Origin of the sequence: Nocardioides nematodiphilus (assembly GCF_020216525.1) — a bacterium.
In the GTDB taxonomy this organism is placed as follows: domain Bacteria; phylum Actinomycetota; class Actinomycetes; order Propionibacteriales; family Nocardioidaceae; genus Nocardioides; species Nocardioides nematodiphilus.
This window is the reverse complement of sequence record NZ_JAIWOY010000001.1, coordinates 158,679-181,843: the sequence shown is the minus strand read 5'-3', so window position 1 is coordinate 181,843 and position 23,165 is coordinate 158,679. Positions and strand designations below refer to the sequence as shown.

The window sequence follows — 23,165 nt, the reverse complement described above, 5'->3', positions numbered from 1 at the left end:
TTGTCGCCGTTCACCCACGGCGTGACAGGCTAGGGCCATGCAGTTCGCATCTGCCGAGGCCGAGCAGAAGTACGCCACCCTCGCCGCCCAGCTGGCCGAGGCGGTGATCGCGTTCGACTTCGACGGCACCGTCTCGCCGATCGTCGAGGACCCGACCCAGGCACACATCCACCCCGACGCGGCCGACGTGCTGATCGAGCTGGCCCCGAAGGTGAAGGCGCTCGCCGTCGTCACCGGCCGGCCTGCCCGCCAGGTGCTCGCCCTGGGCGGCCTCGAGGAGGTCGCCGACCGCCTCGCCGCCTCCGGCACCGAGCTGCTCGTGCACGGCCAGTACGGCAACGAGCACTGGACCTCCAGCCACCGCGCCATCATCGGCCCGCGCCCGCCGGTCGGGCTGGCCACCTTCCTGCGCGAGCTGCCCAAGCTGCTGCGCGACCACGGCGCCTCGGAGGCGTACGTGGAGGAGAAGGGACTCGCCGTCGCCGTCCACACCCGCCGCGTCAGCGACCCCCAGGCCACGTTCGAGCGGCTCCTCGAGCCGATGCGCGCGGCCGCCGAGGCACACGACCTGACCGTCGAGCCCGGCAAGCAGGTGATCGAGGTCCGCGCCCCGGGTATGGACAAGGGCCTGGTGATCGACCGGCTCGTCGACACCCTCGGGGCGAAGGCGATCCTCTTCGCGGGCGACGACCTGGGCGACATCGAGGCCTTCGAGGCGCTCGACGCGTGGGCGGCGGAGGGTCTGGTGACCCTCAAGGTCTGCTCGCTCTCGCCCAGTGATGCCGGGGAGAGCGCTCTGCAGTCTCTCGCCGACGTCGTCGTCGACGGCCCGGAGGGTGTCATCGCCCTCTTCCGCAGCCTCGCCCACGCCTCTTCCTGAGCGTGATGCCCGAATAGTGAGACACTGGTCTCGACATTCGGGCAATCGTTTCGGCGATCGGCCCTTCGCACCCGTACGATCTGTCTTGCTCATCGAGAGGGACTGAGGGTACGGCCCAGTGAAGTCCCGGCAACCGACCGCGAGCCTCCTCCCACCTGTGGGTTGGTCGCGGGGACAGGTGCTAAATCCGTCCCAGCGCGAAGGTCGTGTTCGGGGAAGATGAGGAGGAGGACTCATGAGCGTTGACACTGCTGAGCAGAAGAAGACCCTGCGGGACGGCGCCTTCGGCAACGCCACCGCCCTCGCCTGCCGCGAGTGTGGCCACAAGATCGAGCTCGGCCCGCACTACGCGTGTCCGGAGTGCTTCGGTCCTCTCGAGGTCGCCTACGACTTCCCCACGGTGACGCGTGCGGAGATCGAGGCCGGCCCGGCCAACATCTGGCGCTACAAGGCGCTCCTGCCGGTCCCGGCCGACATCGAGCAGAGCCCCAACACCGAGCCCGGCTTCACCCGGCTCCTGGAGGCTGACAACCTCGCCCGCGAGCTCGGCCTGACCAAGCTCTGGGTCAAGGACGACTCCACCAACCCGACCAACTCCTTCAAGGACCGCGTCGTCGCCTGTGCGCTCAGCGCCGCGACCGAGCTCGGTGCGAAGGTCTTCGCCTGCCCCTCGACCGGCAACCTGGCCAACGCCGTCGCCGCCGCCGGTGCCCGCGCCGGGATCAAGACCGTCGTCTTCATCCCGAGCAACCTCGAGCAGCCCAAGCAGATCAACTCGGCGATCTTCACCGACAACCTGATCGCCGTCGACGGCAACTACGACGACGTCAACAAGCTCGCTCAGGAGATCGCGGCCGAGGAGGACGGCTGGGCGTTCGTCAACGTCAACGTCCGCCCGTTCTACGCCGAGGGCTCCAAGACCCTCGGGTACGAGATCGCCGAGCAGCTCGGCTGGCGCATCCCCGACCAGATCGTCATCCCGGTCGCCTCCGGCTCGCAGCTGACCAAGGTCGACAAGGCCTTCCAGGAGCTGATCAAGCTCGGCCTGGTCGAGGACAAGGCGTACCGGATCTTCGGCGCCCAGGCCACCGGCTGCAACCCGGTCGCCACCGCTTTCAAGGCCGGCGTCGACGCCATCCGCCCGGTCAAGCCGGACACGATCGCCAAGTCGCTCGCGATCGGCAACCCGGCCGACGGCATCTACGTCCTCGACTCCACCCGCCGTACGGGCGGGGCCGTCGAGGAGGTCACCGACGACGAGATCCGCCAGGCGATCGTCCTGCTGGCCCGCACCGAGGGCATCTTCACCGAGACCGCCGGCGGCACCACCGTCGCGGTCACGAAGAAGCTCGTCGAGACCGGCCAGCTCGACCCGACGCTCGAGACCGTGCTGATCAACACCGGTCACGGCCTCAAGACCCTCGACGCGATCAGCGGCCTGGTCAGCCCCCGGGCCACCATCGCGCCGTCGTACGACGCCTTCGAGGCCGCCGGGCTCGCCCAGGACTGAGGCCCGATCACTCCAAACGGTCACCGTGACACTTCCGAAGTGTCACGGTGACCTTTTGCGTGCGGGGGTGACCTTTTGAACGGTCACTCTCGCCCCAAAGCGTCACGGTGACCTTTTGCGACGAGGGTGACCCTTTGAACGGTCACTCTCGCCCCAAACAGTCACGGTGACGCTTTGGTGGACCGCCGTTCCCGGCGTGTTCACCTGCCTCGGCTACACAGCCACCATGAGCGGACGCGAGGAAGCACGACGGCTGGGCCGGATCGCCGCGGGAGCGGGGGTCGCGGGCGTGGTCGGTGCGATCGGAGCCGGCGCCGGGGCGGGGTTCGTGGTGCTGCTCAAGCGCCAGGCCGCCCAGGCCCGGGCGCTGATCGGCAAGCCGCTCGGCGAGGTCGCCCCGCATGCCGACAAGGTCTACAAGAAGTCCTACGGCGACCCGGTCGAGCTGCTGATCCTGGGTGACTCGATCGCCGCGGGTCTGGGTGCGGAGGACGGCGACGGGACCCTGGGCGCACGCCTGGCGAAGGGGATCGCCAAGAAGGCGCACCGCTCGGTGCGGCTGACCACCGCGGCCATCGTCGGCAGCGAGTCGTGGCAGCTGCCCGAGCAGCTCGCCAGCCAGCTGCCCGACTACCGGCCCGACGTCGCGGTCGTCATCGTCGGGGGCAACGACGTCACCCACCGCGTCCCGGTCGCGGACTCGGTCAAGCACCTCACCGAGACGATCGAGGCGCTGCACGCGCTCGACGCCAGCGTCGTCGTCGGGACCTGCCCGGACCTGAGCGCGCTCAAGCCGGTCCCACAGCCGCTGCGCTCCCTCGGCGGGCGCGCCTCGCGCCAGCTCGCCGCCGCGCAGGCCGACGCCGCGCACAAGGCGGGCGCGTACGTCGTCTCGCTCGCCGACGTGGTCGGGCCGTTCTTCGTCACCAACCCCGACGAGATGTTCAGCCTCGACCGCTTCCACCCGAGCGCGGTCGGCTACAAGCGCACCGCCAAGGCGCTGCTGCCCTCGATCCTGGCCGCGCTCGGCATCCGCGACGACCTGCCGTTCGGGCACCAGGCGCCGGTCTTCGCGGATGCCGCGGAGGAGGTCGTGGTCGCGGCGACCCGCCGCACGGTCCTGCGGGTCCGCGGCTCGCTGCCGAGCCGGACGCCGTAGGCCCGACTACGCTCCGGCTCGTGCTGACCTTCCGCGATGCCACGAGCGCCGACGTCGATGCCCTCGTCGCGCTGATCGAGTCCGCCTACCGCGGCGACTCCAGCCGCGCCGGCTGGACCACCGAGGCCCACCTGCTGCACGGCCAGCGCACCGATGCGCATGCGGTCGCCGCGGTCATCGCGCACCCGGCCAGCCGGATCATGGTCGCCGAGCGTGCCGGGCAGGAGGGGCCCGAGCTCGTCGCCTGCTGCCAGCTCGAGGAGCGCGGGGGCGCCGATGGCGCCGCGGGCTACTTCGGCATGTTCGCGGTCCGTCCCGAGGAGCAGGGCGGCGGCATCGGGAAGCAGGTCCTCGCCGAGGCCGAGCGGATCGCGCGCGGCTGGGGCGCGACCGAGCTGCACATGACGGTGATCGTGCAGCGCGAGGAGCTGATCGCCTACTACGAGCGGCGCGGCTACCGGCGCACGGGCCGGATCAGCCCGTTCCCGTACGAGGACGAGCGCTTCGGGCTCCCGCAGGTCGACGACCTGGCCTTCGAGCTGCTCGTCAAGCAGCTCTGAGCGCTGCCCGGCCGCGCCAGGCCGGCCAGGACAGCAGCGCGGCGACGGTGGCGCCGGCGGTGTTGAGCAGCACGTCGTCGATGGAGGCCACCCGGCCCAGCGCGAGGGCGTACTGCGTGACCTCGATGAGCGTCGAGGCGAGCGCCGCGAGCGCCACGACGCGCGGGAGCGAGGCGAGCGCGCCGAAGCGGAGGGGCCCGAAGAGGCCGACGGCGGCGAGGACCAGCAGATTGCCCACGACCTGGTAGGTCGGCATCGTCGCCAGGTCGCGCAGCGGCACCAGGCTCGCCGCCCGGTGGCCCGGCGTGCTGCTCGCCGGCAGCATGGTGAGCCACAGCCACGGCGCGGTGCCGTAGACCAGGCCGACCTCGGCCACCGATCGGCGCCGCGCCGCCGCGCAGGAGTGGCCGCGGTGACGGCGCCACCGGGTGAGCCCGCTCGCGGCGAGGAGCGCCACCGGGAACGCGGCCAGCGTCACGAGCACCACGACCGCGTAGGTGGTGAGCCAGTCCTGTGGCGAGGGGCCGTTGATGATCACCCCGCGCCCGGTCATCGCTGCGTCCGCGGGTCGTGGGCCGCGTCGGCGTACCTGGCCGGGCAGCCGTCCGTGGCAGCCGCAGGACGCAGCTCGAAGTGCCAGGGCTCGTTCGCGTAGGTCCGGCACAGGCCGTACGAGGCCCCGTGCTCGGCCAGCCATGACGTGGTCGTCGCCGGCCCCAGGTCGACGGCCTGCCCGGCCTCGTGGACCGACGTCCCGGGGCGGGCGACCCATCGCGCAGCGGCCGCCTCCGAGCCGTACTTCCGGATCGCCTGGGCGAAGAGCTCCTGTTGGTACGCCCTCGAGCGCCACCCGCTGTTGACGTCGAGCTCGAGGCCGTCGCGGGCCGCATCGGCGGCGGCCTCACGCAGGGCGCTCTCCAGGGCGGGGTCGAGCCTCGCCACCGCGGGGACCGAGTCGTCGAGGACCGTGGTGCCAGCGGGGACCTCGCCGTCGGCGAGGGTCACTCCCCGCGCGGACGCCCGCTGCGGCATCTCGCCGGGGACGCCGGCCGCGATGGTCCGCTGGAGCGGGTGATCGACCTCAGCGAGGTGATGACCGCCCGCGGTGCCGGCCGCCGCGCCACAGCCGGTGAGGGAGGCCGCGAGGGCGGTGACGAGGGCGGTGACGAGGGCGGTGACGAGTGCGGTGGGCAGCCACCCGGGGCGAGGTTCTCGGAGCATGCGACCAGGCAACGCGAGCGCGTGTTGTGAGGGCGTATCCGGTTTTCGATACGCCCGCGATACGCGCCGGCTCCCTACGATCGGGGCATGCGTGTCTTGGTCGTCGAGGACGAGCCCCTGATGGCGGCCGCGATCCGTGACGGCCTGCGCCTCGAGGCGATCGCTGCCGACGTCGCCGGCGACGGGGAGGCTGCGCTCGAGCTGTTGAGCGTCAACGAGTACGACATCGCGGTGCTCGACCGCGACATCCCTGCCCCGAACGGCGACGAGGTCGCGCGCCGGATCGTCGCCTCCGGCACGGGGACGCCGATCCTGATGCTCACGGCCGCCGATCGGCTCGACGACAAGGAGTCCGGCTTCGAGCTCGGCGCCGACGACTACCTCACCAAGCCGTTCGAGCTGCGCGAGTTGGTCCTGCGGCTGCGAGCGCTGGACCGGCGGCGCGCGCACAACCGGCCGCCCGTACGGGAGGCGGGCGACCTTCGCCTGGACCCGTTCCGCCGCGAGGTCTTCCGGGCGGGACGCTATGTCGCGCTGACCCGCAAGCAGTTCGCCGTGCTCGAGGTGCTGATGGCCGCCGGCGGGGGCGTCGTCAGCGCCGAGGAGCTCCTGGAGCGGGCGTGGGACGAGAACGCCGACCCTTTCACCAACGCCGTCCGGATCACGATCTCGGCGCTGCGCAAGCGACTGGGGGAGCCGTCCCCGATCGTCACGGTCGCCGGGGTGGGCTACCGCCTCGAGCCGGTCGGCGGCGATGAGTAGGCCTCCCGGCCCGAGCGTCCGGCTCAAGCTGACGCTGAGCTACGCGGGCTTCCTCATGCTCGCCGGTGCCGTCCTCCTCACCGCCGGCTACTTCTCCCTCTCCCGCGGGTTCCATCCGGGCGTGACCTTCGTGGTGCGCAGCCACGCCGAGCTGGTGCGGTCCTTCGCGCCCACCGCCGTGGTGGTGATGATGTTCCTGCTCGTCTTCGGCCTCGTCGGCGGCTGGATCCTGGCGGGGCGGATGCTCTCACCGCTCGAGCGGATCACCGAGGCCACCCGGCGGGCCGCCGCCGGCTCGCTCGCACACCGCATCGACCTCGAGGGACCCCAGGACGAGTTCCGGGAGCTGGCCGATGCCTTCGACGCGATGCTCGCCCGGCTCGACGCGCACCTCGCCGAGCAGCGGCGCTTCGCCGCCAACGCCTCGCACGAGCTGCGGACGCCGCTGGCGATCACCCGGACCCTGCTCGAGGTGGCCCAGCAGGACCCGGGCCACGACGAGGCGGAGCTCCTGGAGCGGCTGCATCGGGTCAACGCCCGCGCCATCGACCTGACCGAGGCGCTGCTGGTCCTGAGTCGCGCGGAGCAGGGCGGCTTCGTCCGCGAGCCCGTCGACCTGTCGCTGCTCGCCGAGGAGGCCGGGGAGACCCTCCTGCCGCTCGCCGAGCGGCGCGGGATCAGCCTCGAGGTGTCCGGCGACCCGGCCCACCTGCTCGGCTCGCCGGCCCTGCTGCGGCAGCTCACGGCCAACCTCGTGCACAACGCGGTCGTCCACAACCTCGATCACGGCGGCTCGATCCGGGTCTGGACCGGCACTGCCGACGCGACGGTGAGCCTCGTCGTCGAGAACACCGGCGAGCTGCTGGCCCCGCAGCTCGTGCGGACCCTGGCCGAGCCGTTCCGGCGGGGGACCGAGCGCGTCAGCTCCGATCAGGCCGGCGTCGGCCTCGGCCTGGCGATCGTGCGCCGCATCGCCGAGGCCCACGACGGCGAGCTCGTCCTGCGGTCGCGTCCCGAGGGCGGTCTCCAGACCATGGTCACGCTGCCCCGTCGCGGCCCGAGCGGTTGGTGAGGCTCGCTCAGATTTCTTGCACTCGTCGGGGTCGAGTGCTAAACATGAGGCTGGCACTCGTACCATGAGAGTGACAAACCTGGGCTGGTGGCGTTGAGGCACCGGAGTCCGGCGAGAAAGGGTTCGCCGGAGGATCGGTGTCGTCCGTCGCGGGCAACCCATCGGGCCCGAACACACGAACTTCCCACGTGAAGGATCGCCGGTAATGCCGAAGCTGATTGCTTTCAACGAGGAGGCCCGCCGCGGTCTCGAGCGAGGAATGAACACCCTCGCCGACGCCGTCAAGGTCACCCTCGGCCCCAAGGGCCGCAACGTCGTCCTGGAGAAGAAGTGGGGTGCGCCCACGATCACCAACGACGGCGTCTCCATCGCCAAGGAGATCGAGCTCGAGGACCCGTACGAGAAGATCGGTGCCGAGCTCGTCAAGGAGGTCGCGAAGAAGACCGACGACGTCGCCGGTGACGGCACGACGACGGCCACCGTCCTCGCCCAGGCGCTGGTCCGCGAGGGCCTGCGCAACGTTGCCGCCGGCGCGAACCCGATGGGTCTCAAGCGCGGCATCGAGGCCGCCGTCTCGGCCGTCTCCGAGCAGCTCCTGGCCCAGGCCAAGGACGTCGAGACGCGCGAGCAGATCGCGGCCACCGCCACCATCTCCGCCGGCGGCGACACCACCGTCGGCGACGCCATCGCCGAGGCGATGGACAAGGTCGGCAAGGAGGGCGTGATCACGGTCGAGGAGTCGAACACCTTCGGCATCGACCTCGAGCTCACCGAGGGCATGCGGTTCGACAAGGGCTACATCTCCGCCTACTTCGTCACCGACACCGAGCGCATGGAGACGGTCCTCGAGGACGCGTACGTCCTCCTGGCCAACCAGAAGATCTCCAACGTCAAGGACCTGCTCCCGCTGCTGGAGAAGGTCATGCAGTCGGGCAAGCCGCTCGTCATCATCTCCGAGGACGTCGACGGCGAGGCCCTGTCCACGCTCGTCGTCAACAAGATCCGCGGCACGTTCAAGTCCGTCGCCGTCAAGGCCCCGGGCTTCGGCGACCGCCGCAAGGCCCAGCTGCAGGACATCGCGATCCTGACCGGCGGCCAGGTCATCTCCGAGGAGGTCGGCCTCAAGCTCGAGACCACCGGTCTGGAGCTGCTCGGCCAGGCCCGCAAGGTCGTCATCACCAAGGACGAGACCACCATCGTCGACGGTGCCGGTGACCAGGCCCAGATCGAGGGTCGGGTCAACCAGATCCGCGCCGAGATCGAGAAGTCGGACTCCGACTACGACCGCGAGAAGCTCCAGGAGCGCCTCGCCAAGCTGGCTGGCGGCGTCGCCGTCGTCAAGGTCGGCGCGGCCACCGAGGTCGAGCTCAAGGAGCGCAAGCACCGCATCGAGGACGCCGTTCGCAACGCGAAGGCTGCCGTCGAGGAGGGCATCGTCGCCGGCGGTGGCGTCGCCCTGGTCCAGGCCGGCAAGGTCGCCTTCGAGAAGCTCGACCTCGAGGGTGACGAGGCCACCGGCGCGAACATCGTCCGCGTCGCCATCTCGGCCCCGCTGAAGCAGATCGCCATCAACGCCGGCCTCGAGGGCGGCGTCGTGGCGGAGAAGGTCGCCGGCCTCGAGCCGGGCCACGGCCTCAACGCCGCCACGGGCGAGTACGTCGACCTGCTGGCCGCGGGCATCATCGACCCGGCCAAGGTCACCCGCTCGGCGCTGCAGAACGCCGCGTCGATCGCCGCGCTGTTCCTCACCACCGAGGCCGTCGTGGCCGACAAGCCGGAGAAGGCCGCCCCGATGGGCGACCCGTCCGGTGGCATGGGTGGCATGGACTTCTGAGTCCTGTCCTGCACGACGCAGAGCGCCCCGGTTGCTTCGGCAACCGGGGCGCTTCGCATCTCTCCCGCCGTGGGCCGGAGGATGATCCGCTCAGCGGCGCCGCAGCCGGAGCCGGTCGTGGAGGAGTGCGGCCCTCGCGGCGTTCATGCCGGGGGCGCCGTGCACGCCGCCGCCGGGGTGGGCGGACGCGGAGCCCAGGTAGAGACCCTTGATGCCCGTCTCCGCCCGGCCGAGGCCCGGCACCGGCCGGAAGATCAGCTCCTGGTGTAGCTGCGCCGTGCCGCCGTTGATGGCGCCGCCCAGCAGGTTGGCGTCGCGCGCCTGCAGCTCGTGCGGGCCGAGCACCCGCCGCGCGATCACGCGGGAGCCGAAGCCCGGAGCCAGCGCCTCGATCCTGCCCTGCATCCGATCGGCGAACCGCTCGCACTCGTCGCGGTCCCAACGGCCGGTGAGGCCGTCGCCACCGGCGTCGTGCGCCACGTCCTGCGGTACGTGGGTGTAGGCCCAGGCCGACTCGGTCCCGGCCGGGGAGCGGGTCGGGTCGGAGGTCGTCATCTGGCCGCCCAGCAGGAACGGCTTGTCCGGGATCGTCCGCGCCGCGACCTGCTGCAGGGCGATGGCCAGCTGCTCGGGGGAGTCGGCCATGTGGAAGGTCCCGGGCGCGTACGCGGGCGGTGAGGCCCACGGGATGGGCCCCGACAGTGCCCAGTCCACCTTCACCGTGCCCGGGTCGAGCTGGAATCCGCGCATCCCCTTCGCGACCCGGCTCGGCAGCTCCGCCTCGGCGACGAGGCCGCCGAAGAGGGTCGGCGCGACCACGTCCGCCACCACGATGCGCGCCGCGATCCGCTCGCCGTCGGCGAGCCGGACGCCGACGGCGCGACCGCCCTCGACCTCGATGCGTACGACCTCGCTGTCGCAGCGCAGGTGCCCGCCCTTCGCGGCCAGGCGGCGGGCGAGCGCGGCGATGAGCTGGCCCGCGCCGCCCTCGGGCACCGGGAAGCCGACGGTCTGCCCGAGCATCGTCATCAACAGGCCGAACAGGGTCGACCCGGGCGCCGAGAGCGGGATGTCGGCGTGGCCGGCGTTCCCGGCGAGCAGGAGCGCCGGTGCGTCGCCCTCGAAGCGGATGCGGCTGAAGTCGGTCAACGGGGTGAGGAGGTCGCGGACGAAGCCGGCGCCGCCGGCCCGTCGCAGGCGCAGCAGGCCCCCGGCCGCGTGCCGGACGGGCGGGAAGGGGGTGAGCAGTGCGCCGACGAGGTGCTCGCCGATCACGTCCCACTGCTCGCACAGGCCGAGCCAGGCGTCCCCGTCACCAGGCTGCTGCGCCTCGAGCAGGGCCGCGGTGATCGTGCGGTCGCGGTGCTGCAGCGCCCAGCGGCCGTCGGGCAGCGGGTGGCCGAGTACCGCGGGCGCGTGCCGCCAGACGAGCCCGTGCTCCTCGAGGCGCATGCCCTGGATCCAGGGGGAGGCCGCGGCCAGCGGGTAGAACGCGCTGAAGGTGTCCTGCACGAAGTCGGGATGCAGCTCGCGGTCGCTGCGCACGGCCCCGCCGGGCTCGGACTGCGCCTCGAGCACCAGCACCGATCGGCCGGCGTCGACGAGGTGGTTGGCCGCCACCAGCCCGTTGGGGCCGGCGCCGATCACGACCGCGTCGTAGGCGTGCGGGGTCACGGGCTCAGCCGCTGCGTCGCGCTGCGCCGTTCTCGGCGAGGTTGGCCAAGCGGCGCGTGCTCTCGACGTTGCGCCACTTGAGCAGCGGCCCGTACGCGAGCTTGGGGATGAGTGCCATCGGTCCCGACGCTACCTCCTCCTCCATCACCACCCGGGTGCCGTCACCGTCGGGCGCGAGCGTCATCCGTACGTTCGCCTCGCCCGCCGGCCAGAGGGCCGCGCGCAGGTAGAGCATCCGCTCGGGCTCGACCTCCAGCACCTTGGTGGCGTCGTGCACCACCGCCGGCCAGGCGCCGACCGAGTGGTGGATGCGCGCCCCCTCGGCGGGCCAGGACTCCTCGACGTCCCGGAGCGAGGTCGCGCCGACCACCCACAGCGCATAGAGCCAGCCGTCGGCGAGCACCGCCCACACGTCCTGAGGTGTTGCCGCCACGTGGCGCTCTACTCGGATCACGATAGGAGGTGTCCGAACCGGGCACCGCCGAAACCCCGCTCACCCGGTTCTCAGGTACGACGGGGAAGATGGTGCCGTGAGCACGGTGGAAGACAACGACCAGATGGACCTGCGGCTGCTGTGGCTGCTGCTGATCCCCGGCATCCTGATCGGCGCGATCGTGGTGCACGTCATCGCCGGGCACGACGACCTCAAGCCCTCGGCCGCGACCAGCAACCTCAGCGTCTCCGTGCCGACCCAGGTCGGCCGGTGCGCGGTCCCGTCCGCCGAGCAGCTCTCGCAGTTCCCCACCGCCGTACGCGCCGAGGTCACCGCCGTCGGTGACCAGGCCGTCGACCTGCGGGTTCAGAACGTCCTGGCCGGCCCGCAGATCGGCCTCATCACCGTCCGCCTCCCGGCCTCGCAGCTGGCGACCGCCGACACCTCCCTGCCGGCCTTCGTGCAGGGCCACAGCTATCTGCTCGCCATCGCGGCCGACAACCAGCTCGCGGGCTGCGGGCTCAGCGGCGCCTCCGACACCGAGCTGGAGGAGCTGTACGCGAAGGCCTTCGGCTGATCCTCACCCGAGGCGCCTTGCCCCGAGAGACCTCTTGCCTGGGGACCCCCGCCGGGGTCTAGGGTGTGAGCCCAGTGTGATCGGGCTCACAAGCATCTCGGGAGGGCGCCATGCGGCGTGTAGTCATGTCCGGAACCGTCATCGCGGGGGCATCCGCCCTCGTGCTGGCCTCGTGGAGCGGCTGGGCGCAGGCCGCACCGCCGGCACCGCCCGCGTCGCCGGCCGCCAGCGGTACCGCGCCTGACGGGCCGGGGGCGGGGTCGCACTGGACGACCGGCGCCAAGGACGGCATCGGCACCAGCGCGGGGACCGCCTCCAAGGTGTGGTTCAGCCTCACCGAGGGCGCGATGTCGGAGGTCTACTACCCGCGCGTGGACGTCGCGAACGTGACCAGCCTGCAGCTGGTCGTCACGGACGGGAGGACGTTCACCGACCGCGAGGACACCGACACCACCCACAGCATCCGGCTGCTGGATCGCGAGTCGCTGAGCTACCGCCAGGTCGACACCGACAAGGACGGCCGCTACCGGATCACGAAGACGTACACCACCGACCCGGAGCGCGACACCGTGCTCGCCGACGTGGCGGTGCAGAGCCTCGATGGCGGCCACTACAGCGCCTACGTCCTCTACGACCCGTCGCTGGCCAACTCCGGCAAGCACGACACCGCCACCACCGACGGCGCGACCCTGCTCGCCGAGGACGCCACCACCGACACCCCGGTCGCGAGCGCGCTGCGCGCCGAGCCGGCCTTCACAGCGGTCTCGAGCGGGTACGCCGGCAGCAGCGACGGCTGGACCGACCTGGCGAGCGACCACACGCTCGACCACCACTACGCCTCGGCCCCCGACGGCAACGTCGTCCAGATCGGCCGGCTGGCGAGCGACAGGCGGGGCGATGCTCACGCCACCATCGCGCTCGGCTTCGGCTCTGACACCGCTGCCGCCGAGCGGGCGGTCGGCGGATCCCTCCGGACCGGCTTCGACCGCGCCAGCCGCGACTACGACAAGGGCTGGTCGCGCTACCTGCGCTCGATCGACCGGGCGCCGGACAGCGTGCGCCACGACGCCGGCCTGCTGACGCAGTACGACGTCGCGGTCATGAGCCTGCGCGCGCACGAGGACAAGACCTACCGCGGCGCGAACATCGCCTCCCTGACCGTCCCGTGGGGCGAGGCCAGCAACGCCGACGAGCCCGGCGTGGGCGGCTACCACCTGGTCTGGGCGCGCGACCTGTACCAGATCGCCTCGGCGCAGATCGCCGTCGGCGACACCGCTGCGGCCGACCGCAGCCTCGACTACCTCTTCGACGTGCAGCAGAAGCCGGACGGCTCCTTCCCGCAGAACACGCGGCTCAACGGCACCCCGTACTGGGGCAGCCTGCAGCTCGACGAGGTCGCGTTCCCGATCGTGCTCGCCGATGAGCTCGGCCGTACGGACCGCTGGGACAACGTGAAGCGCGCCGCCGACTTCCTGGTCGGGCGCGGCCCGTCCACGCCGCAGGAGCGCTGGGAGGAGGAGAGCGGCTACTCACCCTCCACCATCGCCGCCGAGATCGCGGGCCTGGTCGCCGCCGCGGACCTGGCCAGGCAGGCCGGCGACGCCGCCTCGGCCACGCTCTACCTCGCCACCGCCGACCACTGGCGCTCGCAGGTGAAGGACCAGACCTTCACCACCACCGGCCCGCTGGGCGACGGCCGCTACTTCGAGCGGATCGACGACAACGGCAACCCGAACGACGGCCACCCGCTCGACCTCAACAACGGCGGCGGCACCCACGACGAGCGCTCGATCGTCGACGCCGGCTTCCTCGACCTGGTCCGCCTCGGCGTGCTCCCGGCGAACGACCCCGACGTGCTGGCCTCGCTGCCCGAGATCGACTCGACCATCAAGGTCGACACCCCCGAGGGCCCGATGTGGTACCGCTACAACCACGACGGGTACGGCGAGAAGGCCGACGGCAGCCCGTACGACGGGATGGGCGTCGGGCGGCTGTGGCCGCTGCTCTCCGGCGAGCGCGGCGAGTACGCGTTGGCGGCCGGTGCCTCGAGGACCGACGCGATGGGCTACCTGCGCACGATGGCGGGCGCGGCCAACGCGGGCTACATGATCCCCGAGCAGGTCTGGGACACCGGCGACCGGATCGGGCGCGGCACCGGCTCGGCCACCCCGCTGTCGTGGTCGATGGCGCAGTTCGTCCGGCTGGCGCAGTCGATCGACGCCGGCCACCCCGTCGAGACGCCGCAGGTCGTCGAGGACCGCTACGCCGGGGCGCGCCCGGCCGCCCCGACGCTGACCCTGACCGGCCCCGACGACGGCGCCCAGACCGACGCCGCCACCGTGGAGGTCACCGGCACGACCGACGCCGCCCAGGTCGTCGTCCACGTCGGCACGACCACCACCAGCGTCCCGGTCGCCGCCGACGGCACCTTCAGCGCGACGGTCGACGTCGCCCGAGGGCGCAACGTGATCACCGTCGCGGCCGCGAGCGCGGCCGGCGGCACGGCGCTGGCCCAGCGCACCGTCATCTCGACCAACCTCGGCACGCCCCTCGGGTCGGTCAGCGACCCCGCGGGCGACGACCACGGCCCGGGCAGCTACGTCTACCCGGCCAGCCCCGACTTCACCCCGGGCGCCTTCGACGTCACGAGGCTGGCGGCGTACGAGGACCCGACGCAGGTCAACTTCGCCGTCACCATCGACGGCGCGCTGACCAGCCCGTGGGGCGGCAACGCGGTGTCACTGCAGCGGTTCGACATCTACGTCCGCACCGGCTCCGGCACGGGAGCGGTCCCGGCGTTGCCGGGCACCAACGCCGAGCTCGAGGCACCGTACGACCTGGTGGTCTCCGCCGACGGCTGGAACGCCGCGATCCACGACGCATCCGGCGCCAACCTCGGCGCTCCGACCCAGGCAGCGATCCCCGAGACGCACACCGTGGTGGTCTCGGTGCCGCGTGACCTGCTGCCCGCGGATCTGTCGCACGCCACGTACGCGCTGACCATGATGGGCCACGCGGACGAGGCCGGCGGGGAGGGCATCGGCGGCATCCGGCCGGTCTACTCCCAGGCCTACTGGGACAGCACCGTGGGCACCGGCATGAGCTGGATCCACGACTACCGCTTCGGCGGCGGTGCCGGGGAGTGGACCGGCGACAACGCGGCCAAGGACACCGACAGCTCCGACCCCAACGTCCTGGACATCCTCACCCCGAGCGGCACCGCCCAGTCCTCGGTGCTCGACTGGCGCTCCGGATCGCCCGTCGTGCTGCCGTACGTCGGGCTCGGGTGAGGGGGTGCGCCCACGCTGACGGGGAGGTGACCACCCTGGCGCGAGGCAGTGACAGGGATCACATCCACGGTTAGCGTGGGCGCATGGCGCACGCGGAGCTGCAGGCCCGTCGGATCGATGCCCTGCGCGCCTGGACCGCCTTCGTCTCCGAGGGCGACACCGCCGCCGTGCGCCCGGAGCTGCTGAGCAGCTGGACCCGGTCGGGCGCGAGCATCGCCGCCGACGTACGCCAGGCGCCGCTGGCCGACGAGGCCGAGACGGCCGCCTACTGGCGCGAGTCGCCGCTGCAGGCGGCGGTCGAGTGCGTCGAGGAGGACCTGCGCCGCACGGCCGAGGACGGCGACCTCGTCATCGCGGTCACCGACCCGGACACCCGGATCCTGTGGACGTACGGCGGGCGGGTGATGCGGCGCAAGGCCGAGACGGTGAACTTCGTGCCCGGCGGGCGATGGGACGACGAGTCGGTCGGCACCAACGCCCTCGACCTCGCGCTGCGCACCGACGCGCCGGCGATGGTGTTCAGCGCCGAGCACTACGCCGAGGTGGTGCACAACTGGGTGTGCTGGGCCGCGCCCGTGCACGACCCGGTCACCGGGGATCAGCTCGGCGTCATCGACCTCTCCACCACATGGAACCGCACCCACCCGATCGGGCTGGCCACGGCGCGGGTGATGGCGCGCCTGATCGAGTCGGCGCTGCCGCGCCGGACCGTGCCGCCGCCGCGCGGTGACGCGGAGCTGACGGGTGGAGTGGGCTCGGGGCTGGTGATGACCCTGCTCGGCACCGCCGAGACCCGCTTCGACGGCCAGCGCCTGCTGCTCAACCGGCGCCAGAGCGAGATCCTCGCCCTGCTCGCGCTGCACCCCGAGGGGCTCTCCCTCGAGCAGCTGCACGCGATGCTCTACGGCGACGAGGCCGTCACGTTCTCGACGTTGAAGGCCGAGGTCTCGCACCTGCGGCACACGCTCGGCGGCCAGCTCGCCTCGCGCCCCTACCGGCTGCTGATGCCGACCGCCACCGACGTCGAGCACGTGCTCGCGCTGCTGCGCCGCGGCCAGGTGGCGACGGCCGTCGAGGCGTACGGGGGCGACCTGCTGCCCGGCACCAACAGCCCGGCACTGGCCGAGCTGGGGGAGTACGTCGCGGTGGCGCTGCGCGAGGCGCTGATCGCGCAGCCCGACCCCGATGCGGTGCTGCGCTACGCCGAGCTGGCCCCGCACGACACCGCGGTCGTGGAGGCGGCGCTCCGGTCGCTCGCCGGGCGGCCGCACCCGGCCGTACCGCTGCTCAAGGCGAGGCTGGCCGCCGCCCGATAGCGCGGACTACCGCTCCAGGAGGGCGGCGCCCTCGGTGAGGCCGATCACGACCTCGGTGAAGCTCGTGCTCAGCGGGGAGAGCCCGATGCGCAGGCCGTGCGGCGGGCGGAAGTCGGGGATGACGCCGCGCTCCCACAGGCCGACGGTGAGCTCGCGGAAGCGGGGGTGATCGAGGGTCACGTGACCGCCGCGTAGCGCGGGGTCGCGGGGCGAGGCCAGCTCGACGCCGAGCGGCGCGAGCAGCTCGTCGTGCACCTCGATCGCGAGCTCGGTCAGCGCCACCGACTTCGCCCGCACCGACGCGATGCCGGCCGCCTCCAGCAGGTCGAGCATGCCGCGCATCGGCAGCATCCCGACGATCGGCGGGGTGCCGCTGATGAAGCGCCGGATGCCGCTCGCGGGCTCGTACCGCTCGCCCATCGCGAACGGGTCGGCCGCACCCATCCAGCCCTGGATCGGCTGACGCAGCCGCTCGTGCAGGCCGGTGGCGACATAGCCGAACGCGGGGGCGCCGGGACCGCCGTTCAGGTACTTGTACGTGCAGCCCACGGCCAGGTCGACGCCGAGCGCGTCGAGGGCGAGGTCGAGGACGCCGACCGCGTGGCAGAGGTCCCACAGCACCAGCGCGCCTACCCGGTGGGCGGCCGCGGTGATGCCGGCCATGTCGGCGATCCACGCCGACCGGTACGAGACGTGGCTGAGCAGGACGAGCGCCGTCCGCTCCGACAGCACTCCCTCGACCTGCTCGAGGGTCACCCCGGTGCGCGGGTCGACGCTCAGCCAGCGCATCGTCAGACCCCGCTCGGCGGCCAGTCCCTCCAGGATGAAGCGGTCGGTGGGGAAGTCGTCGGCACACGCGACGACCTCGTCGCGGTCCGGCTGTGCGGTGAGAGCGGCGTGCGCCAGCTTGTAGAGCATCACCGTCGTCGAGTCGCCGACGATGGTCTGTCCGGCGGCGGCGCCGAGCAGGACCCGGCCGATCCGGTCGCCGAGCACGGTCGGGGCGTCCATCCACTCCTCGTCCCAGGCCCGGATCAGGCGGTCGCCCCACGTCGTCCCGACGAAGTCCGCGAGCGCGGCTCCGGTGGCGTGCAGCGGCCGGCCGAGCGAGTTGCCGTCGAGGTAGGCGGTCACGCCCTCCGTACGGACGAACGCGTCGCGATGGTGCGCCAGCGGGTCGGCGGCGTCGAGCTCCTTGGCCCGGGCGTCGAGGTCGGTCACGGTTGCTCCAGGGTGAGTCGGGTGGCGGAGGCCAGCCAGGCGATCAGGTCCTCGGCGCCGCGCGGACGCGGCATGGAGGAGACCAGGGTCCGCTCGGGAGCGGGGTCCTCGAGTGGCCCGAGCACCGCGACGAGCAGGTCGTCGCCGACCAGGCCCGCGGCGCCGAGCAGCCGGATCTCGTCGGGGTTCGGGCCGACCGGCGTCGGCCCGTTGCCCATGTCGGTGCCGTACACGACCGTTCCGCCGTGCTTGCGGAAGCGGCGCAGGTTGTCGAGGGCGATGGCCCGGTGTGCCTCGTCATGGATCGCGAGCGTGGAGATCCAGGTCATCGACGTGCCTCGCGCCAGGACCTCGTCGTCGAGCCGTTCGGTCCAGGGGGCGTGCACCAGGACGTCGGCGCCGGCATCGATCGCCCGTGCGGCCTGACCCTCGCCCTCGGCGTGGACGAGCGCGGGCAGCCCGGCGTCGTGGGCGGCCTCGACCAGCGCCCGCAGCGCGGCGTAGGAGAGCAGCGGCATCTCGGTGTGCAGGGTGATCTTGACCGCGTCGAAGCCCTCCTGGACCAGCGTCGCGACGGCGGACCGGGCCGCAGTAGGGTCGGGCACCGCGCGGACGGCGTCGCCCGGCGCCCAGGACCGCCCGGTCGGGTAGCCGCCGGGGGCGGTGTGGAACGGCCCTGCCGCCCGGACGGTCACCAGGTCGCCGGGAGGCGACGCGCGCCAGGCGGCGGCGGCCGTGGGCGACCAGCCCAGGTCGTGCACCTCCACCAGCGGCGACCTGGTCAGCGGGGCGTGATCGACCAGTCCCAGGTGCACGTGCCGGTCGATCACGCCCGGCAGGCGCGTCATCGTCGCGCTCATCCCAACACCGTACGGACCTCGTAGAGCTCGGGGAAGAACGTGAGGTCCAGCGCCCGCTTCAGGAAGCCGACGCCCGAGGAGCCGCCGGTGCCGGTCTTGAAGCCGATGGTGCGCTGCACCGTGCGCAGGTGCCGGAAGCGCCACAGCTGGAAGGCGTCCTCCAGGTCGACCAGGTCCTCGCACGTCGCATAGGCGGCCCAGTGGGTCTCGGTGTCGCCGTAGATCTCCGCGAAGACCGGGACCAGCGCCGCCTGCTGCACCCACGGCCGGCTGACGTCGCGCTCGAGCACCTCGGCCGGGATCGGGTGACCCTGACGGGCCAGCTGCCGTAGGAACGCGTCGTAGACGGTGGGGGAGTCGAGCAGCTCGGCGAGCATCGCGTGTGCCGGCGGATCCGACTCGAAGACCTTGAGCATGCCCGGGTGCTTGTTGCCGAGCAGGAACTCCACCGCTCGGTACTGCGCCGACTGGAAGCCCGAGGCGGAGGCCAGCACGCCGCGGAACTCGCCGTACTCCGTCGGGGTCAGCGTCGCCAGCACCGACCACTGCTCGGTGAGCGTGCGGAAGATGTGCTTGACCCGCGCCAGCCCCTTGCGGGCCCGCGACACGTCGTCCTCGTCCAGGTAGCGGCGCACGCCCCGCAGCTCGTGCAGGACGAGGGTGAACCACAGCTCGGTGGTCTGGTGCTGGATGATGAAGAGCAGCTCATCGGGGTGGTCGCTGAGCGGGTGCTGCGCGCTCAGCAGGCGCTCGAGCCCCAGATAGTCGGCGTAGGTCATCTCCGCCGCCAGGTCGGTCCGTACGCCCTCCTCGAGCGGGCGCAGCCCGGCGTCTTCCGTACGGTCGTCCGTGCTCATCACGCGCCTCCCAGGTGCACCAACCAGGGACCAACCCTCGCGTCCCTACTGTGATCTGGACCATATCGGAGCGCCCCACGGGAGAGCCCATGACCCGGATCAACCTCGTCGTCGACGGCATGCGGGTCGCCGATGACATCGAGCCGCGGATGCTGCTGGTGCAGTACCTGCGCGAGAAGCTCGGCAAGACCGGCACCGTCGTCGGCTGCGACACCAGCAACTGCGGTGCCTGCACCGTCCACCTCGACGGCCGGTCGGTGAAGTCGTGCAACGTCCTGGCCGTGCAGGCCGACGGGAGCGAGGTCACCACCATCGAGGGGCTGGCCCAGAACGGACAGCTGCACCCGGTGCAGGAGGCCTTCCGCGAGTGCCACGGCCTACAGTGCGGCTTCTGCACGCCGGGGATGATCATGCAGAGCGTCGATCTGCTGAAGGACAACCCGAAGCCGACCGAGGAGGAGATCCGGCTCGGCATCGAGGGCAACCTCTGCCGCTGCACGGGCTACCACAACATCGTCCGCGCGGTGCAGCACGCCAGCGGCCAACCCGTCGCACCGAACGAGGTGACCGCATGACCGCCGTCGAAGAGTCAGCGTCCCCGGCTCCCGCCCTGGAGAAGGAGATCGGGCGCGATCGCCGCCGCAAGGAGGACGCGCGGCTGATCACCGGTCGCACCCGCTGGACCGACAACATCACCTTGCCCGGGATGCTGCACCTGGCGATGGTGCGCAGCCCCTTCGCCCACGCGCGGATCACCGGCATCGACGCGACCGCGGCCAAGCAGGCCACCGGCATCGTGGACGTCGTCACCGCCGCCGATCTCGACGAGAGCCTCGGCGTCTGCATCAACGCCTGGCCGATCACCCCCGAGCAGGTCACGCCGGGCCACGCGCCGATCGCGTCGGACCGGGCCGCGTTCGCCGGCGAGATCGTGGCGGTCGTGGTCGCCCGTACGGCCGCGGAGGCGCGCGACGCCGCCGAGCTGGTCGAGGTCGACTACGACGAGCTGCCGGCCGCGCTGGATCTCAAGGAGGCGGCTGCGGCCACCGCGGAGAACGGCGGAGCGCTGGCGCACCCCGACCTGGGCACCAACAAGAGCGCGTACTGGGTCTTCGACAGCGGCCAGGCCGGCACCGGCGGCGACGTCGAGCAGGCCATCGCCGCGGCGCGCACCGACGGGATCGTGCTCGAGCGCGAGTACCGCCAGCAGCGCCTCATCCCGGCCTTCATGGAGCCGCGCAGCACCGTGGTCGACCCGACCGGGGAGCAGATCACGATGTGGTCGGCCACCCAGATCCCGCACATCCTGCGCTTCGCGCTGGCCGCGACCACCGGCGTGCCGGAGTCGAAGATCCGGGTGATCGCCCCCGACGTGGGCGGCGGCTTCGGCGGCAAGCTGCAGCAGACACCGGAGGAGATGATCGTCTTCGCGCTGGCCCGTCGCCTGGGCAAGCCGGTGAAGTACACCGAGACCCGCTCCGAGTCCCTGATGAGCGCCCACCACGGCCGCGACCAGTGGCAGAAGCTGACGCTGGCCGCGGGCAGGGACGGCAGGGTCACCGGCTTGAAGGTCGAGCTGCTCGCCGACCTGGGGGCGTACGTGGCGATCGTCGGCGGTGGCGTGCCGGTGCTCGGCGCGTTCATGTTCAACGCCATCTACAAGTTCCCGGCCTACCACTTCGCCTGCCAGACGGTGCTGACCAACAAGACCTGGACCGACGCCTACCGCGGCGCCGGCCGGCCCGAGGCGACCTTCGCGATCGAGCGGCTGATGGACGAGCTCGCCGCCGAGGTCGGCGTCGACCCGCTCGAGATCCGCCAGCGCAACTGGATCACGCACGAGGAGTTCCCGTTCACCACGGTGGCGGGCCTGGAGTACGACTCCGGGAACTACGAGGCCGCCACCGCACGCGCCAAGGAGATGTTCGGCTACGACGAGCTGCGCGCCGAGCAGCAGCGCCGCCGCGAGTCCGGCGACAAGGTCCAGCTCGGCATCGGGGTCTCGACGTTCACCGAGATGTGCGGGCTCGCGCCGAGCCGCGTGCTGGGCAGTCTCGACTACGGCGCCGGCGGCTGGGAGCACGCCAGCATCCGGATGCTCGCCACCGGCAAGGTCGAGGTCGTCACCGGCGCCAGCGCGCACGGCCAGGGCCACGAGACGGCGTTCAGCCAGATCGTCGCCGACCGGCTCGGGGTGCCGTTCGAGGACGTCGAGGTGCTGCACGGTGACACCCAGATCGCCCACAAGGGACTCGACACGTACGGCTCGCGCTCGCTCGTCGTCGGCGGTGAGGCGGTCGTACGGGCCGCGGACAAGGTGATCGAGAAGGCCCGCCCGCTCGCGGCGCACCTGCTCGAGGCGAGCGTCGAGGACCTGGAGTTCAAGGACGGCCGCTTCGGGGTGCGCGGCACCGACGCCGGGGTGGCGCTGCAGGACCTGGCCACCGCGACCTTCGCCGCGCACAACCTGCCCGACGGGATGGAGCCCTCGATCGACGCGGAGGCGACCTTCGACCCGGTGAACTTCAACTACCCGCACGGCACCCATCTGTGCGCGGTCGAGGTCGACACCGAGACCGGCAAGGTGACGATGCGCTCCTACGTCGCCTGCGACGACATCGGCGTGGTGATCAACCCGCTGATCGTCGCCGGCCAGGTGCACGGCGGCCTGGTCCAGGGCATCGCGCAGGCGCTGTTCGAGGAGGCCGTGCACGACGAGGGCGGCACCCTGGTGACCGGCAGCTTCGTGGACTACCTCCTGCCGACCGCGGCCGACACGATCAGCTTCCAGATCGACCACACCACCTCGCCGGCCACCACCAACAGCCTCGGCGCGAAGGGCGTCGGCGAGGCGGGCACCATCGCCTCGACGCCGGCGGTCGTCAACGCCGTGGTCGACGCGCTGCGGCCCTACGGCGTGCACGACGTCGCGATGCCCTGCACGCCCGAGCGGGTCTGGCGGGCCATCCAGGGCGGTGGCGCCGGTGGCGAGACGCCCGGTGCGGCCGCACCGCACTTCGACGAGTCGACCGGGATGTCCGGGACCGTGGACCGTACGACAGGAGCAGACCAGTGATCCCCGCACCCTTCGACTACGTCGCCCCGACCTCCCTCGATGAGGCCCTCGCCGCGCTCCGGGAGCACGGCGATGAGGCGAAGATCCTCGCCGGCGGCCAGAGCCTCCTGCCGGTGCTGCGGATGCGGCTCAACGCCCCCGAGTGGATCATCGACCTGGGCCGCATCGACTCCCTGCGCGGGATCCGGGAGGAGGGCGATGCGATCGTGATCGGCGCGATGACGCCCCACAGCGTGGTCGGCAACGACCCGCTCGTGGCGCAGCACGCCGGCCTCATCAGCGCCGCCGTCGAGCGGCTCGCCGACGTGCAGGTACGCCACCGCGGCACCTTCGGCGGGGCCCTCGCGCACGCCGACCCGGCCGGTGACCTGGGCGGGCCGGCCCGGGCGCTGGGCGCGGTCTTCGTCATCGCCGGCGCCGGCGGCATGCGCCAGGTGGACGCCGACGACTTCTTCGTGGACCTCTTCGAGACCGCGATCGGCGAGGACGAGATCCTCGTCGAGGTCCGGATCCCCAAGCACACCGGCTGGGGCTCGCGCTATGAGAAGTTCGTCCGCGTCGAGCACCAGTGGCCGATCTGCGCGGTCGCCGCGACGGTCCGGGTCGAGGGTGGCACGGTCACGGGCGCCGGGGTCGGGCTGACCAACATGGGCAGCACCCCGATCCGTGCCCGCGGTGTCGAGGAGGCGCTGGTCGGGCAGCCGGCGAGCGCCGAGTCGTTCGCGGCCGCGGCGGGCCGCGCCGTCGAGGGCACCAACCCGCCGACCGATCTCAACGGCAGCGCCGAGTACCGGCTCCACCTGGCCCAGGTCCTCACCCGGCGCGCGCTCGCGGCCGCTGCCGGGCTCGGGGAGGGGTGAGGG

20 protein-coding genes and 1 riboswitch are annotated in these 23,165 nt (G+C 72.2%); of the genes, 13 read left to right on the top strand and 7 right to left on the bottom strand.

Features of this window, described 5'->3' with window-relative positions:
- The first annotated feature begins 37 nt into the window (after positions 1-37).
- The 4 genes from otsB (at position 38) to KSO98_RS00895 (ending at position 4,109) form a co-directional block, all read left to right on the top strand.
- A complete protein-coding gene (gene otsB / locus KSO98_RS00910) occupies positions 38-880 on the top strand; it encodes a trehalose-phosphatase (protein WP_225282886.1) in 843 nt (280 codons plus the stop codon).
- Positions 881-966: 86 nt separating this feature from the next.
- A riboswitch (SAM riboswitch) is annotated at positions 967-1,106 on the top strand.
- 9 nt (positions 1,107-1,115) lie between these two features.
- Entirely contained in the window at positions 1,116-2,390 is a 1,275-nt protein-coding gene (gene thrC, locus KSO98_RS00905; RefSeq protein WP_225282885.1) for a threonine synthase, read from the top strand.
- A 226-nt stretch (positions 2,391-2,616) separates the two neighbouring features.
- The gene (locus KSO98_RS00900; RefSeq protein ID WP_225282884.1) at positions 2,617-3,549 is read left to right on the top strand and encodes an SGNH/GDSL hydrolase family protein; all 933 of its coding nucleotides are present in this window, start codon (positions 2,617-2,619) and stop codon (positions 3,547-3,549) included.
- Positions 3,550-3,569: 20 nt separating this feature from the next.
- Positions 3,570-4,109, top strand: a complete 540-nt coding sequence (locus KSO98_RS00895; RefSeq protein ID WP_225282883.1) for a GNAT family N-acetyltransferase — start codon at positions 3,570-3,572, stop codon at positions 4,107-4,109.
- On the opposite strand, the gene KSO98_RS00890 is transcribed toward KSO98_RS00895, so the two are convergent.
- Positions 4,096-4,662, bottom strand: coding sequence for a VanZ family protein (locus tag KSO98_RS00890; protein ID WP_225282882.1), 567 nt, complete (start codon positions 4,660-4,662; stop codon positions 4,096-4,098). The genes KSO98_RS00895 and KSO98_RS00890 overlap by 14 nt on opposite strands.
- Positions 4,659-5,330, bottom strand: coding sequence for a D-alanyl-D-alanine carboxypeptidase family protein (locus KSO98_RS00885; RefSeq protein ID WP_225282881.1), 672 nt, complete (start codon positions 5,328-5,330; stop codon positions 4,659-4,661). The genes KSO98_RS00890 and KSO98_RS00885 overlap by 4 nt, the downstream gene beginning before the upstream one ends.
- A gap of 87 nt (positions 5,331-5,417) precedes the next feature.
- Here KSO98_RS00885 and KSO98_RS00880 point away from each other — a divergent pair, with 87 nt between their 5' ends.
- The 3 genes from KSO98_RS00880 (at position 5,418) to groL (ending at position 8,998) form a co-directional block, all read left to right on the top strand.
- Positions 5,418-6,092 carry a response regulator transcription factor gene (locus tag KSO98_RS00880; protein WP_225282880.1) on the top strand — a complete coding sequence of 225 codons (675 nt, stop codon included), beginning with the start codon at positions 5,418-5,420 and terminating at the stop codon, positions 6,090-6,092.
- Positions 6,085-7,164, top strand: a complete 1,080-nt coding sequence (locus KSO98_RS00875) for a sensor histidine kinase (RefSeq protein WP_225282879.1) — start codon at positions 6,085-6,087, stop codon at positions 7,162-7,164. Before KSO98_RS00880 ends, KSO98_RS00875 begins: the two co-directional genes overlap by 8 nt.
- Positions 7,165-7,369: 205 nt before the next feature.
- Positions 7,370-8,998, top strand: coding sequence for a chaperonin GroEL (gene groL / locus KSO98_RS00870; RefSeq protein ID WP_225282878.1), 1,629 nt, complete (start codon positions 7,370-7,372; stop codon positions 8,996-8,998).
- A gap of 90 nt (positions 8,999-9,088) precedes the next feature.
- Here groL and KSO98_RS00865 read toward each other — a convergent pair whose 3' ends face one another.
- Positions 9,089-10,672: a phytoene desaturase family protein gene (locus KSO98_RS00865; protein ID WP_225282877.1), complete on the bottom strand. Its 1,584-nt coding sequence runs from the start codon at positions 10,670-10,672 to the stop codon at positions 9,089-9,091.
- Positions 10,673-10,676: 4 nt separating this feature from the next.
- Positions 10,677-11,126: an SRPBCC family protein gene (locus KSO98_RS00860; RefSeq protein ID WP_225282876.1), complete on the bottom strand. Its 450-nt coding sequence runs from the start codon at positions 11,124-11,126 to the stop codon at positions 10,677-10,679.
- A gap of 76 nt (positions 11,127-11,202) precedes the next feature.
- Between KSO98_RS00860 and KSO98_RS00855 the strand changes: the two genes are divergently transcribed.
- The 3 genes from KSO98_RS00855 (at position 11,203) to KSO98_RS00845 (ending at position 16,288) form a co-directional block, all read left to right on the top strand.
- Positions 11,203-11,682 (top strand): hypothetical protein, encoded by a 480-nt coding sequence (locus KSO98_RS00855; protein ID WP_225282875.1) that lies wholly within the window; start codon positions 11,203-11,205, stop codon positions 11,680-11,682.
- A 125-nt stretch (positions 11,683-11,807) separates the two neighbouring features.
- Positions 11,808-14,972, top strand: coding sequence for a glucan 1,4-alpha-glucosidase (locus KSO98_RS00850; RefSeq protein WP_225282874.1), 3,165 nt, complete (start codon positions 11,808-11,810; stop codon positions 14,970-14,972).
- Positions 14,973-15,055: 83 nt separating this feature from the next.
- Positions 15,056-16,288, top strand: coding sequence for a helix-turn-helix domain-containing protein (locus KSO98_RS00845; protein WP_225282873.1), 1,233 nt, complete (start codon positions 15,056-15,058; stop codon positions 16,286-16,288).
- A gap of 6 nt (positions 16,289-16,294) precedes the next feature.
- Here the strand turns inward: KSO98_RS00845 and KSO98_RS00840 are convergent, their stop codons facing one another.
- The 3 genes from KSO98_RS00840 to KSO98_RS00830 are packed head-to-tail and all read right to left on the bottom strand — an operon-like array spanning position 16,295 to position 19,226.
- The gene (locus KSO98_RS00840; protein WP_225282872.1) at positions 16,295-17,509 is read right to left on the bottom strand and encodes a kynureninase; all 1,215 of its coding nucleotides are present in this window, start codon (positions 17,507-17,509) and stop codon (positions 16,295-16,297) included.
- Positions 17,506-18,369, bottom strand: coding sequence for an amidohydrolase family protein (locus KSO98_RS00835; RefSeq protein WP_225282871.1), 864 nt, complete (start codon positions 18,367-18,369; stop codon positions 17,506-17,508). The genes KSO98_RS00840 and KSO98_RS00835 overlap by 4 nt, the downstream gene beginning before the upstream one ends.
- Positions 18,366-19,226, bottom strand: a complete 861-nt coding sequence (locus KSO98_RS00830) for a tryptophan 2,3-dioxygenase (RefSeq protein ID WP_225282870.1) — start codon at positions 19,224-19,226, stop codon at positions 18,366-18,368. The genes KSO98_RS00835 and KSO98_RS00830 overlap by 4 nt, the downstream gene beginning before the upstream one ends.
- Positions 19,227-19,315: 89 nt before the next feature.
- Here KSO98_RS00830 and KSO98_RS00825 point away from each other — a divergent pair, with 89 nt between their 5' ends.
- The 3 genes from KSO98_RS00825 to KSO98_RS00815 are packed head-to-tail and all read left to right on the top strand — an operon-like array spanning position 19,316 to position 23,162.
- Complete coding sequence (locus KSO98_RS00825) at positions 19,316-19,801, top strand: (2Fe-2S)-binding protein (protein ID WP_225282869.1); 486 nt, start codon at positions 19,316-19,318, stop codon at positions 19,799-19,801.
- Positions 19,798-22,302, top strand: a complete 2,505-nt coding sequence (locus KSO98_RS00820) for a xanthine dehydrogenase family protein molybdopterin-binding subunit (RefSeq protein WP_225282868.1) — start codon at positions 19,798-19,800, stop codon at positions 22,300-22,302. The genes KSO98_RS00825 and KSO98_RS00820 overlap by 4 nt, the downstream gene beginning before the upstream one ends.
- The gene (locus KSO98_RS00815) at positions 22,299-23,162 is read left to right on the top strand and encodes an FAD binding domain-containing protein (RefSeq protein WP_225282867.1); all 864 of its coding nucleotides are present in this window, start codon (positions 22,299-22,301) and stop codon (positions 23,160-23,162) included. The genes KSO98_RS00820 and KSO98_RS00815 overlap by 4 nt, the downstream gene beginning before the upstream one ends.
- Positions 23,163-23,165 lie beyond the last annotated feature (3 nt).